The sequence below is a fragment of the Candidatus Woesearchaeota archaeon genome (assembly GCA_018675335.1).
In the GTDB taxonomy this organism is placed as follows: domain Archaea; phylum Nanobdellota; class Nanobdellia; order Woesearchaeales; family UBA11576; genus JABJCP01.
The window spans coordinates 173,774-188,720 of record JABGYH010000007.1; the positions used below are offsets into that span (position 1 = coordinate 173,774).

Consider the following 14,947-nt stretch of genomic DNA (forward strand, 5'->3'; position numbering starts at 1 on the left):
TATATAAAAGTATTTGTAAACCCCCGATTAAATTTATCGCTTCAAATGTTTAAAATAAACCTTCTGCAGTACAGGCAAGTGAATTTTGTGCCGCATAGTTATTTGATGGTGCATAAGGAGTCGTACCCCGCCGCGAAACTTCTTTCGCACGTTTTAATTTCGCTAACGCTGAATAAGTCTCAATATTTGAATTAATCTGATCTGTTCTATGAACATCTCCACTTTGCACCGTAATTAACCCTAATGATCTAGCCAGATTATAATAATGCACATTTTGTTCAGGAGCATGATGTCTACTACCTGATTCGACACCCACAATACCAATCTGATCTATTAATTTTTTAACAAGATAATCTTCAGCACCCAATTTTAGATTTCTTCCAGGATGTGCTAAAACCAAAACTCCTTTTGAAAGTGGAAGAATTTTGGTAGCATCAGGTCGTTTTAATTCAGGATAAACTTTTGAACCAGGAGTTAGATACGTTTTTTTGAACGCACTCTCAGAGGTTATTCCTTCTTTTTCTAATCGTGCTCGGTTTTTAGGTTTTTGATAAACTTCATGCGCAATATTATTTTTTACAATTAATTTACCATACTTTGAAAAATCGTCCATCGATATATCAAATCCATTTTGAGATAGTAATGAAATTGTTTCTTGCGTTCTTGTTGAACGATCATACCTAAACTTAGCTAAAGCCCCCTTAAATTCTTGACTTGACTGATCAGGCCAATAAGATAATACATGAAGTTTCTTACCCTCAAATTGACAAGTGATTTCAACTGCAGGAATTACTTCAATACCAGTTATTTGTTCTAATTGCCCATAAGTAGAAATGCCCTCCATTGTATCATGATCTGATATTGCAACAAAATCATATGGTGCTGCCAATAAAAGATCTAAGGTTATCTCCCCATCAGAAAATGGAGTATGAAGATGTAATTGTCCTTGTTTTTGTCCTCGATCTTGTCCTTGATCTTGTCCTCGACCTCGTCCCAGGTCTTGTCCTTGGTTTTGTCCTTGGTTTTGTCCTTGGTTTTGTCCTTGGTTTTGTCTTTGTTTATGGGTTGTTGATGTCATGATAGTAATTAAACATATACGCAATATATTCGTTTTGTGTATGAAATATATTTTAGAATATACGAATATACTTTTTTTAGAAGTATATTTTTTTAGAAAAGTTTAAATATATGCGCCACTCAGTAAATAACCATGAGACGAAAAATAATCAAACAAGGTGCATCAACGCTCACAGTTAGTTTACCTGCTTCATGGGCAAAAAAATTCAGTTTAAATTCCGGAGACGAAATAAACCTTGAAGAAGATAATAAAAAACTCATAATCTCAACTCAAAAAGAATTCAAAAGTAAAAAAAGTGAAATTAATATTAGCTCATGGAGTAGAAGTTTAGTTTTTGTTTCCATAACCAACGTATACATAAGAGGAGACGATGAGGTCATTGTAAAATATAAAGAACCAAAAGAAGCAGACTGGGTCATGCACATGACTGAAAGTTTAATTGGTTATGAAGCCGTCGAACAAACAAAAAATCATTTACTCATAAGAGATTTATCAGGAAATAATGAAGTAGAATTTGATATGATCGAAAGACGACTATTTCGCCTAGTATTATTTATGGCAAAAGATGGTCTTGATTGTTTAAAGAAAAAAGACATAACTCAATTAAAAGAATTATGGATAAGGGATCGCGAAGTAAATAAATTCTGCGCGTATTGTTTGCGAATTTTAAATAAAAAAGGCCACAAAGACTTTGAAAAAACACAACACCACTACAACGTAATTCAATTTTTAGAATTACTCGGCGACGAGTATTCAAGACTTTACAAAAATACAGAAAAAGGAGTTAGAAAAGAATTAATACCACTATTTGAGCAAATTGTTAAAATGAATGAAGATTTTTATAATTTATTTTACAACTATGATCCTAATCTTGCAATGAAAATACTCGATCAAAAAAATGATATTCGCGATCAAACTAAAAAAGTATATAAAAATGTAACTAGCGAAGAATTACAGTTCACCTATAGGATGAGAAAGATTGCAGAACTAATAGCAGACATTATGAAAATCATGCTGGTTATGATGTGTTAATAAAAATATGATTAAAAAAAAGAACAACAAAGAAAATAAAAAAAATTAAGACAACAAAAAAAATTAAAAAAATACAAAAATATTAAAAAAAAAATATTAAAAAAACCTAGTTTTTGATATTATAATCTTTCATCAATTTCTTTTAAGATTTGTTCTATGAATTCAATTACTGGTTTCTCCCCGTGAACAACATTATCCCTAGTTCTTATGTTTACAGTATGACTCTCTTGTTCTTTATCTCCAACAACCAAAATATAGTTAAATTGGTCAAGTTGCGCAGCTCTAACTTTTTTAGGAATAGACTCAGATCGTTCATCAATTTCAACCCTGACTTTATTTTTGTTAAACTCTTCTTTGAGTTTTTTTGCGTAATCAATATGTCTATCCGCCACAGTTAAAATTTTAACTTGGTTAGGATTTAACCAAAGAGGGAATTTTCCTTTATAGTGCTCGATTAAAAGTGCAAGAGTTCTTTCATAACAACCAATTGAAGATCTGTGAACTATCATAGGTCTTTTTTTCACTCCATCAGTATCAACATAAGTCATGTCAAATCTTTCCGGTAATGCAAAATCAATTTGAATAGTTATTAACGTATCTTCTTTTCCGTAAACATTTTTTGTCTGAATGTCTAGCTTAGGACCATAAAATGCAGCTTCGCCCTCTGCTTCAACATAATCAAGATTAAGATCGTCTAGAATTTTTTTCATTGCTTTTTGTGAACCTTCCCAAGCTTTCGGATTATCAATATATTTTCCACCCTCTTTATTAGGATCCCACTTTGAAAATCTATACCAAATTATATCGTCAATCTTAAGAGTCTTCATAATATAATTTACTAAATCAACAACTTCCTTAAACTCATGTTCCAATTGATCTGGCCTACAAACAATATGACCTTCGGATAGCGTAAACTGACGTATCCTAGTTAGACCATGCATCTCCCCTGATTCTTCCTTTCTAAAAAGAGGAGAAGTTTCATTGTACCTTATAGGAAGATCCCTATAACTCCTAGACTCAGCATTATAGATAATAAATTGAAATGGACAAGTCATAGGTCTTAGCGCGAGAATATCACCATCATTAGTTATTTGAAACATTCCATCCTTATAGTGTTCCCAGTGACCTGAGACTTTGTATAACTCACTTTTTGCCATGACAGGAGTTTTTGTAAGCAAGTAACCCCTGCTTTCTTCTTCATCTTCAATCCAACGTTGAAGAATTTGCAATATCTTACTGCCTTTTGGCATCATTAACGGAAGTCCTTGACCAATAATATCACTAGTTGTAAAAAGACTCATTTGTCTTCCAACTTTATTATGGTCATTTTTTTCTGCTTCTTCAATTTGTCTTAATTTTTCTTTTAATGGTTTTTTATCAGGAAAAGAAATCCCATAAATTCTTTGAAGTTGTTTATTTTTTGCATCTCCTCTCCAATAAGCTCCTGCAATTTTAGTTAATTTTGAAGCTTTCAGTTTACTTGTGTTTGGAACGTGCGGACCTTTACACATATTAATAAAATCTCCTTGCTCATAAAATGAAACTTCAGTTTCTCCTTTTTCCTTTAACTCTTCAACAAGTTCAAGAGTATATTTGTACCCTTTCTTTTTTAAAAAATCAACAGCTTCTTCAATTGGTTTAACTATTTTTTTTATTTCAATTCTTTCTTTTACTATTTTTTTCATTTCTTGCTCTATTTCAGGAAGATTATCAATATTAATTTGAGTCTCACAATCAAAGTCATGATAATAACCACTTTCAATTGCAGGACCAATACCCGGAATTGCACCATATAATCTAGATAATGCATGCATTAAAAGATGTGTTGCTGAGTGTTGAAAAATTTCCACTCCCTCCGAATCTCTAAAAGTAATGATTTGAATTTTTGAATCTGTTGTGATTGTAGTAGTTAAATCTAATAATTTGTCGTTTGCTTTAACTGCAAGTGCTGCTTGCTCAAGTCCAGGACTAATTCCTCTTGCGATATCGAGTCCACAGACTTTTTCGTATTCTTTTATGTTCCCATCAGGGAAGGTTATTTTTACCATACAATCACCTTATATTTCGTTGTTTTATTCATTTAATAAGTATGTCGACATATCTCTTAATAGAGGATATTTTTTCTAATGTACAATTACTTAAAAAACGCAGTACGTAAAGTACCAGAATTAAGAATGCATATTTGATTTAAATAATTTGTGGTAGGATAGGAATATTACCCTTTAAAGAGAGAAATAAGAGAACTACTGTTTTTGGCTATCCTCAATTGCTATACAAAATTAGTTTTTCTATTTAGAGCCAACTCTCTTTTTTGAAATACCAACGCATGGCTAGAATTGAAACTATCATAGTAATCAATGCAAATGCGTAACCATATTTCCAATATAATTCAGGCATAAACTTAAAATTCATACCATAAACTCCACTAATTAAAGTTGGAACCAGAATGTATGATGCCATAACAGTTAAACGCTTCATAACAATATTAAGATTATTAGAAACAGAAGATAAATAAATATCAATAATTCCAGTAAGAATATCTCGTAATGTTTCTCCAGAATCAATTAATTGAGTTATGTCGTGATACAAATCCCTAAATTTTAAAGTTTCTTTTTTAGAAAATGCTGCAAGATAACCTTTTTCAATTGCAGTAATAACTTCTCTATTTGCAATTAAAGTTTTATGGAAATAAATTAACGATTTTTTTATACGAAAAATTCTATTAATGTGTGCAGATTCTGCTTTTTTAAAAACTTCATTTTCCACAGTATCAATATCTAAATCAAACGTGTCTAAAAAATGAAAAAAGTCAGCAAGCATTTCATCTAAAATTAAATGAATTAAAGAAACGTGAGAGTTCATAAAATTAGGTTTTACTTCTATTTTTTTGTAAACCCTATTAATTGCACCAAATTCTTGTTTACGAATTGTTACTACTTTCTTTTTTTTAGTTATAAAAAAAGACATCGATGCTGTTTCAACTTCAAAATTTTTATGCGGCCCATGATGAATTCTTTTCTGCTCATGCGGAGCACCAAAAACAATCAATGAAAAGTCATCTTCATCATAAACCTTCGGGCGTTCATTAGACCCTGAATAATCTTTAAGATCAACTAAAGGAATTTTTGACGCTTCAGAAACTAGAACTAATTCTTCACTAGATGGATTAACTAAATCAAACCAAATAAACTCTTGAGAAGAAAACTCTTTAGATGAATATTGATTAGTCTTGCTAACAACCCCTCTTTTTTTATGAAAAACATTAAGCATACACTATAAAAAGGATCGAGGAGTATATAAATATTACGCAATATGGAATTAAATTAAAAAATTAAAAGGAAAAACTAATTTAAACAATTATTCATCTCAAAAATGTAACAACACAATGTTTAAATAAATTAAAAAAACAAAAAATAACATGATAAGTAAGTTTGATCACACAGAAGGAACTGAACAATTAAAAAAAATAGATGAACAATTATTTGAAATTGGAAAACAAATACAGTTTGCACTCATTAATCCCACCAACATAGAACATGAAAAAAAAATAGTTTTATCAGATTCGGATTATAATCCATTATTTGAATATGAAGATGTAGATTTTGAATCAACTATTGCAGAAATTGAAAGTATTAACTCACATAATTCAATTATGGGCAACATATTTGAAAAGAAACGAATAGGAATTTTAAATCGAGCAAAGGCAATTCAATCACGCGGAACTTCCCAATTTACGAAACATGGCCTTAATAGTTTTGGTCAAGGCACTAAAGGACTAATTGATGATGCAAAAAAATTGTTAGATGTAACTCAGACTGAAACTGGAAAAACGGAGAGTTCACTTACGGCAGTACACCAATTACATGCAGAAGTAAAACATTACGGTTTTGATTATCTTGTTGATCATGTTGACATGAGTGCGTCTGCCATGGTTCAACCTTCAAAAAGAATAGTTTTACTGAATAAAAATATGAGGTATAGTCAAAGATTTATCAAACAATTAATAGTTCATGAAATAGGCACGCACGTATTAAGGGCAGAAAATGGAAGACTTCAACCCTACAAAATATTTGCTACTGGCTTTCCTAATTATCTCGCAACAGAAGAAGGATTTGCAGTTTATAATGAAGAACGATGCGGCCTTCTTGACAAAAGAGTATTACAAAAATATGCTGCAAGAGCAATTGCAACAGATATGGCACTTGATAAAAGTTTTTCTGAAATTTATAATTATTTACAAACTTACATGAGTAAAGATTGGGCATTTCAATTTGCATTACGAGCTAAAAGAGGACTGGGCGATTCAAGCAAACCCGGCGGGTGCACTAAAGACTATGTTTATTTAGATGGATACCTCAAAGTCAAGGGATTTATTGAAGGAGGAGGATCCATTAAAGACTTATATTATGGAAAAATAGGACTTGAACATGTTGATGATGTAAAAAAGATACCCGGAATTAAAACACCCAAATTTCTACTTAGAAAAGACTTGTTTAAAGCACTAACCGAATTCTAAAGACTTTTTGAGGAAAATTTAAATAAAATTATAAATAAAGTAATATTATGAAGAGAATAATACAAGCCGTGGGAAGATTAGTTAGAAAAATGAATGCAGAAGAAATGAAATTAGTTATTTTAGTTAGAAATGATCTAAAACTGCCAAAAGGAAAAATTGGCGCACAATGTGGACATGCAGCAGTTGAAGCAGTATTAAAACAATTAGATAAATCTAAAGATAAAGTTCGTAAATGGCGACAAGAAGGTCAAAAAAAAATTGTTTTGAAAATAAATTCAGAAGGAGACTTACTAAAATATATGCAACAGGCAAAAGATCAAGGCATAAATACTGCACTCATAACTGATGCGGGAAGAACAGTTGTTGAACCTGGAACTAAAACTTGTCTTGCAATAGGACCTGACCTGGAAACTGAAATTGATCTTGTAACGGGAAAATTAAGCCCATTATAACTCACACTCCATTTTTAAAATTCATCAGTTATTTAAAAAAACATTAACCAAAAAGAGGTAAAAATGAAACCCGATTCTAAAAAAATAAAGGAAATGGAAAAAGAAGATGAATACTTATTAGACGAAGAAGAACTTGAAAAAACAGACAGAAAATTTAAACGAATGACAAACAAATTATCTAAACTAATCACAAAGAAAAAAATAAGTAAACCAGTTCTAAAAAGAGTTCAATCAAATCGAAAAAGTAGAATAAAACTATTAAAAAAGAAAAGATAACAAAGTTTGTTATGTTTATCCCTCAAATATTTACTTTATTAGCTTTTTTCCACAGTTTAATAAAAGTAGCTTGCAAACTTTCTAAAAGTGCAGGATTTTTACTAAATAAAGTTAATCTTTCTTCTTCACGACGATGATCTTGAACTCCCAATAAAAATTCTTGATTATCTTTAATTAATAAACTTAAAAGTTCAGGAGAATTAAGTTGTCTAATGTCCGCACCTAACAAAATACATTCAGTAACATTTTTCTTGTTTTGAGATGTTATTTTTTTGATAATTATTTTAACTTTTACTTTTCGATTCAACGCTTTATACAGTGCAAGATTAGATGAATATTTACCCACAAATAATGGTGCGATTTGAATTAATTCTTTTTTTGCTGATGATCTCATAAAAATAAGTGCATTCATGTGTTCATCCCTTCCCGTAAAAATTAAAACAGAAGGATCCTTTTTTTTAATATTAAATTTTTTAGGAATAACACCTAAATTATCTATTTGCGTAAGTTTATTGTTTAAATTTTCTTTTTTTTGATTTATGAATAATTTTAAAGAATCTTTAATATCTTCAATTTTGTATGTTTTTGGAGAAGTTGGAATTACTTTAACAAAATTATATTCTTTTAACTCTTGAATAATTGAATAAATTCTACCTTTTGGAACTTGAGTATTTTTGTAAATGTCCTTAGCACTGGCAGAATCTACGGTTGAGAGATATAAAATAGTTTCTTTTTCATATTTGTTCAAATTTAATGAATCTAAAACTTGCGAAAGCTCCATAAACTTTTAAAAGTTGTTTTACATATATAAAAGTTTCTTTGTGTTTCTGAGTTTTGGTGATAAAACATGGGAGAATACGAACCCAAAACAGATGAACAAAAATATTACTCAATAGACTCACTAGTGAAAATGATTGATGAACCCAATCAAACAAGTTGTAGACAATTTTTAGATGAAAATAAAGAGTTACTTAGAACTGCAAGAGGCTCTAAAGCAAATCACCAATATTGGGAAGGAGGATATACCCACCACATTACAGAAATTATGAATATTGGTGTTCAACTTTATCCTACATTAAATAGGTTGCGAACTTTGCCATTCACACTTTCTGATGTTTTAATTGGATTATTTTTACACGATATAGAAAAACCTTGGAAGTATGAATTACGCGAAAATTGCGAAGTCAAAATAAAACCTGAAATGAAAGATCGAAATTATATCAAACAATTTGGACGCGAAAAGATCAAAGAATATGGATTTAAATTAACAGAAGATCACTTTAATGCAATTGATTATGCTGAAGGCGAAATAGGCGTTTGGACTCCTGGCAAAAGAACCATGAAACCTATAGCTGCATTTGTTCACATGTGCGACGTATGGAGTGCCCGAGGCTGGCATGATGAACCAAAAGAAAGAAGTGAAAAAACAAATTGCAAGTGGTAAATTTAATTTAGGCAAAATAGGGATTTTAAGTAAAATATTGAGAGAATAGAATTTAGCTGAATGAAATATAATTAAACCATAAATAACAAACTAGAACTTACTTAACAAATACTTTTTTACCATTTTTTAACTCAATACCATGCGGACGAAGACCTAAACTTTTGATTTGAACTTGTTTGCCATTAACTTCAACAACATCACCTAACGAAAAAGTTCTAGGACGAAACATAATACACATACGATAAATATCTCTGCTAGTTTGATGATTATGAGAAAAAAGTTTTTTAGAAGTTTTTAGTTCCCCACCAAACTTACGTTTAAGCTTTTCACCAATTTCTCTTAAATATTTATTAGAAGTTAGATAAAAATCAACCCCATTTTTAACTAATGACTCTTTGTTAGCAAATGCACCTTTATATTCGCTACTCGCAACATCTTCTTTTACAAAATTCACGATCTCATCAGTTACTTCACGCAATTGAAGAACTCCTTCAAAATATTGAGTTCCTTTTTTAGAACAATGCGCACAATACGTAAAATCAAGAAATGCAGGAATTACAAACTCAACTTCTAATCCTTCATAACTTACTGTTGCGTCAAGCTCTATTTCTTGCCTTAATCCTGGCTTATTGTATTGAATATCTCCAATATTAGGTAAAAGACTTATTTCCAAATTTTGAGGATTGACAATTTTTAATAAAGCAGACTTAACAATTGCTTTATCTAATTCATCATATGCACTCCAAATACCCCTATACATAAATTTTTTACACTCAACGCAAACTTTAATTGCAACTTCTTTAAAAGTAACATCCAAATTATCTAAAGCACACCCCTTACAAAATGTAGCTTTTTTTGACTTTTCATCAGAAGGCAGGTCTTTCCCACATTTAGGACAAAACCGCCTAGACTTTAACCCTGAAAATTTCATATAGTTGCAAAACAGAACTTAATTTATAAAGGTTTTTGAAAAGAAGCATAATTGAACAGCATTAATAATAATTACCCAGTTTAAAAATAATACTCTGTATACTGATTAATACAAAAATCTTATTTAAAAACTAATACTAAACCAATACCCAAGATATGCCACCAGCATTTAAATACTGCAACAGAAATATTTATAAAGATTTTATTTAGAAAAAAGGATATGAAAAAAGGGATGAGCCTTAAAAACGCCAAAAGAATCTGGAAAAAAGTTTGGTATTTTATCTGGGAAGACGATAGTTGGCTCAGCTGGGCAGTTAATGTAATTCTGGCATTTGTACTCATAAAATTCATAATCTATCCTATTTTAGGACTGATCTTGAGCACTTCATACCCAATAGTCGCAGTAGTTTCTGGAAGTATGGAGCATGATGGCAACTTCGATCAATGGTGGGAAAGTGGAGCATATTGCGATTCACTTAGCCAAAACACAATCACAGTATGCAATCAAGAATTACATTATTCAAAATACGAAATTACTAAAGAACAATTCAAAGAATATAGATATAAAAATGGATTTAACAAAGGAGATATAATGCTCATTTATGGCTCAGCTCCCGAAAAATTAAAACAAGGAGATGTGTTAGTTTTTGAAGCAGGAAAATCAAATCCAATAATTCATCGAATTGTAAAAGTTAATGAATACTCCGATTCGGTTGAATCACAAATAACATTCACTACAAAAGGCGATCACAATCCCACTTCATCAAATTTTGAAAAACAAATATCATCTGATTTTGTCATCGGCAAAGCAGTATTTAGAATCCCATATTTAGGATATATCAAAATATGGTTTGTAGAAGGATTACAAAAAATAGGAATCATAAAATAAATCAAAAAAAAAGAATAAAATAGAATATTTAAAACTAATAAAATAAAAAGATTAAAAAAATAATCAAATAAACAGGTGACTTGAAAATGTTATTTTGCCCAAAATGTGGAGCACTACTTATGCCCAAAAAAGATGGAAACAGAAAAATAATGGCATGTAGTTGTGGATATAAATCTGAGCATGAAATGAAACCAAGACTCTCAGAAAAACAAAAACACGACGATCAAGAAATTGAAGTAGTAGACTCAGAAATTGAAATATTGCCATTAACTAAAGCCGACTGTGATAAGTGCGGATGTGAAGATGCATATTTTTGGTTAGTACAGACCCGATCAAGTGATGAACCAGAAACTAAATTTTTAAAGTGTAAAAACTGCAAACACACTTGGAGAGATTATAGTTAAATGGCCATAACTGAATGTGAACAGTTTAGTGCAAATACAGTTATTGAAAAACTTAAAAATCAACGAGTAAAAATAATTGTTAAACCAAATGCACCTAAAACTAAAATACTTTTTTGGGATTCCCAAAAACAAGCTTTTAAAATTGCAGTTGCTGCAGTGCCTGATAAAGATCGAGCAAACACTGCAATAATTAAATTTTTTTCTAAACTTCTAAAATGCAAAGTAACCATTATTTCTGGACTTAAATCAAGAGAGAAAATAATTCAGATTTAATATAATTATCAGATATTGATGGAAACATTAATAAATTTCTAAAAACTTCCTCAGCCCATGGAAGAACATTTGAAAAGCAGACCTAATAAAACTATTTTTTCAACTGAAAACACCCATCAGCTTAGAAATAAAGCCATCAAAAAACTAAAAAACAAATTATTACCAGATAATAAAATAATTAAAATTATATTAATTGGCTCATCTGTTAAATACCAATTTGGAGAATACGAACCACCTGGATTTAGAGGAAGTTTGTTTTCTGATTTTGATTTCATTATTTTTGTTGAACCAGACTTTATAATTCCCCCCTGGCTTGACAAAGAACCAGATGGAAAACCATTTTCCGAAGATAGCATGAATTTAGCGTATCGAAATAAAAAATTTATTGATAATAAATACGATGCAGAAGTATTCTTCATTAGAAAACCCAATATGGAAAATTTAAAAATTCAAGAATTAGGAGAACAAGCAGGAATCCCTATGACTTCAAATTCTAAACACAAACAGTTAATTATTTATGAGAAAAAGTAAATAAAACACAAATAATGGCCAATATTTATTAAAATTAATTAAAACAGAAAAAGAATTTATTTATTATTAGTCTTAGCATAATACTTAGCATCGTACTTTTGAACATCATCAATTAAATCTGTTCCTTGCCAATCTTTAACCCAATCCGAAACTATAAACGTTTTTGTTGATCCATCTTCTTGAGAACAAATAACTCTACCAATCCCCGCATTAATAATTAATTTTTTACAAATAAAACAAGGATGCATATCAATTGGTTTTCTTTGACCCTCATAAATTCGAATACCGCTTAAAAATAAATCTGATTCTAAAATTGATGCGCCAGATCTTGCAGCATTAATAATTGCATTCATCTCAGAATGAACACTTCTACAAAGTTCATAACGCTGCCCTGACGGAATCTTTAATCTGCGCCTCAGACAAAAACCTCGCTCAACACAACTATCAGTTTTTCTAGGTGCCCCAATATAACCTGTTGCAATAATTTGATCGTCTTTTACAATAACACTTCCAAATTGCACGCTCAAACAAGTGGATCTTGTTGCAATCTCACTTGCAATATTAAGATAATACTGCTCTTTAGTTGGCCGCACGGATTTAACTAATTTAACATTTAAATCATTTAATAATGAATCAACTTTATTGTGAAGCTCATCTTCCCCTGCATTGTTAAGAATCGTAATTTTTGCTAATTTAATAACTAACCCTATTTGTTGCCCTGCACCCGATTTTGCAAACTCCCGTTTTTCAAGAGACTTAAATTCTTTTAGAGTTTTTGCATCCCCTGCATTATTCCTTTTAGTCATACGATCAAATCTAATCTTTACAGGAGCATCAACATTAATTAAAAAGAAATTTTTATGTTTTTTAAGTTTTTTAGCCTCATCAGAATGTCTAATTGAAGAAATAACATATCTTTCCCCTGGAACTTTATTTACTTTTCTTAATGCTCTTTCTGCCAGAACACCATAACCATAATTTTTTCGCAATTCATTCCCCAACTCAATTAAATTATCCCTAGTAATTGGTTGTTTGCGTAATTTAAGCTCTTCCCTAATTATGTCTGACAAAGAAAGATGAATAAAACCTTTTGCAACTAAATACTCTGCAACAGAATCTTTTCCCGCACAATTCGTACCAGTTAGGCCAATAACAATCATACAAAAATATGAAATGTAAAGAGTATAAATAGTTTTCGCACTTAGAGATACTACCCCTGATCAAGTATGCCCCCATTTGCAATACCTATATAAATCGAAAAAACTCCGACGAGAATACCTGACTTACTTAGTCATTAATGCGAGACAAAATAAAGTTTAAATAAAATCTCAATTGTTTATTATAATACTAAATTATAATACGAAAAAGAAAAAGTCTACTTAGACAATTCTAATTTAAAAAAAGGACCTTTAGTTTATAAAAAAATAAACTAACTTAATCCCGCACAAAAATAATAAAAAAAGAGGTAAGGTGGTTTAAATGGTATTCACTTCAGAAGAAAAAGCAATATTAAATGTATTTTTTACAAACACAGATAAAGATATTTTTGCAGTTCGACCTTGGATGCCCGAACAAGAAATTGCAATTTTATTTGCACGATACAGCAGAAATCCAAAAGATCTAAGAAGAACATTTCTTGATGAATTATATGTTAAAAGTGACGTGTTACAAAAAGTTTGTGATGTCGTAACAACACATCCTGAATTATTACAAGTAGATCATCCAAAAACTAGATCATTTTTTAAAAAATTTTTACAAGACTTCGGCCATAATTCGGTAGCAGAACTTGGAACAGGACATATTGCAGTAGAAGGAGTATCAAATATAGTCACAAAAATTCTTGAAAGAAGATTGGTATCCCCACTTGAAAAATCAACAAGATATGTTTGGTTTGATCAAAATAGTTTATTTATGGAACCAACAATCATGAAGTCATCACACGCCACAAGATATCAAACCGCAGTTTCAGGTTTAATGTCAACTTATCAAACCCTAATTGATCCAATGATTGCATTTTTACATGCCAAACACAAAGATGATCCTGCAATTGCAAGACAACTTGCTGCAGGAAAAAAACCAAAAATATTATTCAGGCCTCAAGCATGCGATGTTTTAAGATATTTACTTCCAGGAGCCACACAAACTAATGTTGGAATTACTGGCCATGCACGAGCACTTGATACACTAATAGTTAACATGTTATCTCAACCACTACAAGAATCAAGAGATGTTGCAAGAGATATGCACGATGAATTAAAACTTGTTCTCCCTTATTTAATTGCATATAGCTCAGCGCATTTTGATCAAGGAATCGACAATGGATATTTTGCCCAAACACCTGAACTGTTAAATGATCTTGCAAAAGAAATCATAGGAGTAGCAGAAGATATTCCCCAAGTTGATCCAGTAGAATTAGTTTATCATGATCCCGACGGAGAAGATAAAGTAATTGCTGCAATGCTATATGATCTACGCGATATGCATTTACCAAAATCGGAATTATTACGTCGAGTTAAAGCAATGAGCGAAACTGATAAAGACCGACTAGTAGATACATTTTTTCAACATCGAGTTCAACCAAATCTATTTAATCCAGATTCTGAATTTGCACACCAACCATTAAGAGCGCTTGAAGATGCAATCGTTGACTTTGATGTCCTTATGGATTATGGCGCATATCGAGATTTGCAAAGACATAGGGCAGGAACATACCGAGTTCAAAGACTAACAACACTTCATGGTTATGATGTTCCCGAACAAATTATTGACGCAGGATTTGAGCAAATATATAGAGAAGTAATCGAACAAGCAGCAGACGCACATAACATAATTCATGCAGATCTACCTGAAGAAGCACAATATGTAGTCCCATTCGCATTTAAAGTGAGATACAATATGCGAATGAATCTTAGAAGCGCATTTTACATGGTAGAACTACGAACAAAACCAGGCGGACATATTTCATATAGAAAAATTGCAAAAGATATGGCGGATCACATAACCCAAGTTTATCCTAGAATTGGAAAACAATTTCACATGATACTCGACGGACTTGATGAAGGATCAATTAGTCGAGTTGATGCAAAAAGTAAGGAATAAATTAAAATATATTTATTCTAAAT

16 protein-coding genes are annotated in these 14,947 nt (G+C 30.9%); 10 read left to right on the forward strand and 6 right to left on the reverse strand.

Annotated features, from left to right (window positions below; genetic code table 11):
* Positions 1 to 49: 49 nt before the first annotated feature.
* On the reverse strand, positions 50 to 1,078 hold the full coding sequence (locus HN587_05200) for a hypothetical protein (GenBank protein ID MBT7903233.1): 1,029 nt from the start codon (positions 1,076 to 1,078) through the stop codon (positions 50 to 52).
* Between the two features lie 132 nt (positions 1,079 to 1,210).
* Between HN587_05200 and HN587_05205 the strand changes: the two genes are divergently transcribed.
* The gene (locus HN587_05205) at positions 1,211 to 2,110 is read left to right on the forward strand and encodes a phosphate uptake regulator PhoU (protein MBT7903234.1); all 900 of its coding nucleotides are present in this window, start codon (positions 1,211 to 1,213) and stop codon (positions 2,108 to 2,110) included.
* A gap of 119 nt (positions 2,111 to 2,229) precedes the next feature.
* Here HN587_05205 and thrS read toward each other — a convergent pair whose 3' ends face one another.
* Complete coding sequence (gene thrS / locus HN587_05210) at positions 2,230 to 4,158, reverse strand: threonine--tRNA ligase (protein ID MBT7903235.1); 1,929 nt, start codon at positions 4,156 to 4,158, stop codon at positions 2,230 to 2,232.
* Positions 4,159 to 4,402: 244 nt separating this feature from the next.
* Complete coding sequence (gene corA / locus HN587_05215; protein MBT7903236.1) at positions 4,403 to 5,380, reverse strand: magnesium/cobalt transporter CorA; 978 nt, start codon at positions 5,378 to 5,380, stop codon at positions 4,403 to 4,405.
* Between the two features lie 148 nt (positions 5,381 to 5,528).
* On the opposite strand from corA, the gene HN587_05220 reads away from it, so the two are divergent.
* From HN587_05220 to HN587_05230, 3 genes are all read left to right on the forward strand, one after another.
* Positions 5,529 to 6,626, forward strand: coding sequence for a DUF1704 domain-containing protein (locus HN587_05220; protein MBT7903237.1), 1,098 nt, complete (start codon positions 5,529 to 5,531; stop codon positions 6,624 to 6,626).
* 89 nt (positions 6,627 to 6,715) lie between these two features.
* Positions 6,716 to 7,078: a peptidyl-tRNA hydrolase gene (locus HN587_05225; GenBank protein MBT7903238.1), complete on the forward strand. Its 363-nt coding sequence runs from the start codon at positions 6,716 to 6,718 to the stop codon at positions 7,076 to 7,078.
* 63 nt (positions 7,079 to 7,141) lie between these two features.
* Positions 7,142 to 7,354, forward strand: a complete 213-nt coding sequence (locus HN587_05230) for a hypothetical protein (GenBank protein ID MBT7903239.1) — start codon at positions 7,142 to 7,144, stop codon at positions 7,352 to 7,354.
* Positions 7,355 to 7,376: 22 nt separating this feature from the next.
* On the opposite strand, the gene HN587_05235 is transcribed toward HN587_05230, so the two are convergent.
* Positions 7,377 to 8,135, reverse strand: a complete 759-nt coding sequence (locus HN587_05235) for a hypothetical protein (GenBank protein MBT7903240.1) — start codon at positions 8,133 to 8,135, stop codon at positions 7,377 to 7,379.
* A gap of 66 nt (positions 8,136 to 8,201) precedes the next feature.
* Here HN587_05235 and HN587_05240 point away from each other — a divergent pair, with 66 nt between their 5' ends.
* Positions 8,202 to 8,798 (forward strand): hypothetical protein, encoded by a 597-nt coding sequence (locus HN587_05240; GenBank protein ID MBT7903241.1) that lies wholly within the window; start codon positions 8,202 to 8,204, stop codon positions 8,796 to 8,798.
* Between the two features lie 97 nt (positions 8,799 to 8,895).
* Here HN587_05240 and HN587_05245 read toward each other — a convergent pair whose 3' ends face one another.
* On the reverse strand, positions 8,896 to 9,729 hold the full coding sequence (locus HN587_05245; protein MBT7903242.1) for a hypothetical protein: 834 nt from the start codon (positions 9,727 to 9,729) through the stop codon (positions 8,896 to 8,898).
* 219 nt (positions 9,730 to 9,948) lie between these two features.
* On the opposite strand from HN587_05245, the gene HN587_05250 reads away from it, so the two are divergent.
* The 4 genes from HN587_05250 (at position 9,949) to HN587_05265 (ending at position 11,825) form a co-directional block, all read left to right on the forward strand.
* The gene (locus HN587_05250) at positions 9,949 to 10,617 is read left to right on the forward strand and encodes a signal peptidase I (protein MBT7903243.1); all 669 of its coding nucleotides are present in this window, start codon (positions 9,949 to 9,951) and stop codon (positions 10,615 to 10,617) included.
* A gap of 86 nt (positions 10,618 to 10,703) precedes the next feature.
* Positions 10,704 to 11,021, forward strand: a complete 318-nt coding sequence (locus HN587_05255) for a transcription factor S (protein ID MBT7903244.1) — start codon at positions 10,704 to 10,706, stop codon at positions 11,019 to 11,021.
* Complete coding sequence (locus tag HN587_05260) at positions 11,022 to 11,294, forward strand: DUF167 domain-containing protein (GenBank protein ID MBT7903245.1); 273 nt, start codon at positions 11,022 to 11,024, stop codon at positions 11,292 to 11,294. It abuts the gene before it with no gap.
* A gap of 57 nt (positions 11,295 to 11,351) precedes the next feature.
* The gene (locus HN587_05265; GenBank protein MBT7903246.1) at positions 11,352 to 11,825 is read left to right on the forward strand and encodes a hypothetical protein; all 474 of its coding nucleotides are present in this window, start codon (positions 11,352 to 11,354) and stop codon (positions 11,823 to 11,825) included.
* Positions 11,826 to 11,881: 56 nt separating this feature from the next.
* Here the strand turns inward: HN587_05265 and HN587_05270 are convergent, their stop codons facing one another.
* On the reverse strand, positions 11,882 to 12,985 hold the full coding sequence (locus tag HN587_05270) for an AAA family ATPase (protein MBT7903247.1): 1,104 nt from the start codon (positions 12,983 to 12,985) through the stop codon (positions 11,882 to 11,884).
* A 319-nt stretch (positions 12,986 to 13,304) separates the two neighbouring features.
* Between HN587_05270 and HN587_05275 the strand changes: the two genes are divergently transcribed.
* Positions 13,305 to 14,924 carry a hypothetical protein gene (locus HN587_05275; GenBank protein MBT7903248.1) on the forward strand — a complete coding sequence of 540 codons (1,620 nt, stop codon included), beginning with the start codon at positions 13,305 to 13,307 and terminating at the stop codon, positions 14,922 to 14,924.
* Positions 14,925 to 14,947 lie beyond the last annotated feature (23 nt).

Coding starts and splice junctions, on each gene's coding strand:
- HN587_05200 (MBT7903233.1), bottom strand. CDS start 1,078: ATGACATCAACAACCCATAAACAAAGACAAAACCAAGGACAAAACCAA.
- HN587_05205 (MBT7903234.1), top strand. CDS start 1,211: ATGAGACGAAAAATAATCAAACAAGGTGCATCAACGCTCACAGTTAGT.
- thrS (MBT7903235.1), bottom strand. CDS start 4,158: ATGGTAAAAATAACCTTCCCTGATGGGAACATAAAAGAATACGAAAAA.
- corA (MBT7903236.1), bottom strand. CDS start 5,380: ATGCTTAATGTTTTTCATAAAAAAAGAGGGGTTGTTAGCAAGACTAAT.
- HN587_05220 (MBT7903237.1), top strand. CDS start 5,529: ATGATAAGTAAGTTTGATCACACAGAAGGAACTGAACAATTAAAAAAA.
- HN587_05225 (MBT7903238.1), top strand. CDS start 6,716: ATGAATGCAGAAGAAATGAAATTAGTTATTTTAGTTAGAAATGATCTA.
- HN587_05230 (MBT7903239.1), top strand. CDS start 7,142: ATGAAACCCGATTCTAAAAAAATAAAGGAAATGGAAAAAGAAGATGAA.
- HN587_05235 (MBT7903240.1), bottom strand. CDS start 8,135: ATGGAGCTTTCGCAAGTTTTAGATTCATTAAATTTGAACAAATATGAA.
- HN587_05240 (MBT7903241.1), top strand. CDS start 8,202: ATGGGAGAATACGAACCCAAAACAGATGAACAAAAATATTACTCAATA.
- HN587_05245 (MBT7903242.1), bottom strand. CDS start 9,729: ATGAAATTTTCAGGGTTAAAGTCTAGGCGGTTTTGTCCTAAATGTGGG.
- HN587_05250 (MBT7903243.1), top strand. CDS start 9,949: ATGAAAAAAGGGATGAGCCTTAAAAACGCCAAAAGAATCTGGAAAAAA.
- HN587_05255 (MBT7903244.1), top strand. CDS start 10,704: ATGTTATTTTGCCCAAAATGTGGAGCACTACTTATGCCCAAAAAAGAT.
- HN587_05260 (MBT7903245.1), top strand. CDS start 11,022: ATGGCCATAACTGAATGTGAACAGTTTAGTGCAAATACAGTTATTGAA.
- HN587_05265 (MBT7903246.1), top strand. CDS start 11,352: ATGGAAGAACATTTGAAAAGCAGACCTAATAAAACTATTTTTTCAACT.
- HN587_05270 (MBT7903247.1), bottom strand. CDS start 12,985: ATGATTGTTATTGGCCTAACTGGTACGAATTGTGCGGGAAAAGATTCT.
- HN587_05275 (MBT7903248.1), top strand. CDS start 13,305: ATGGTATTCACTTCAGAAGAAAAAGCAATATTAAATGTATTTTTTACA.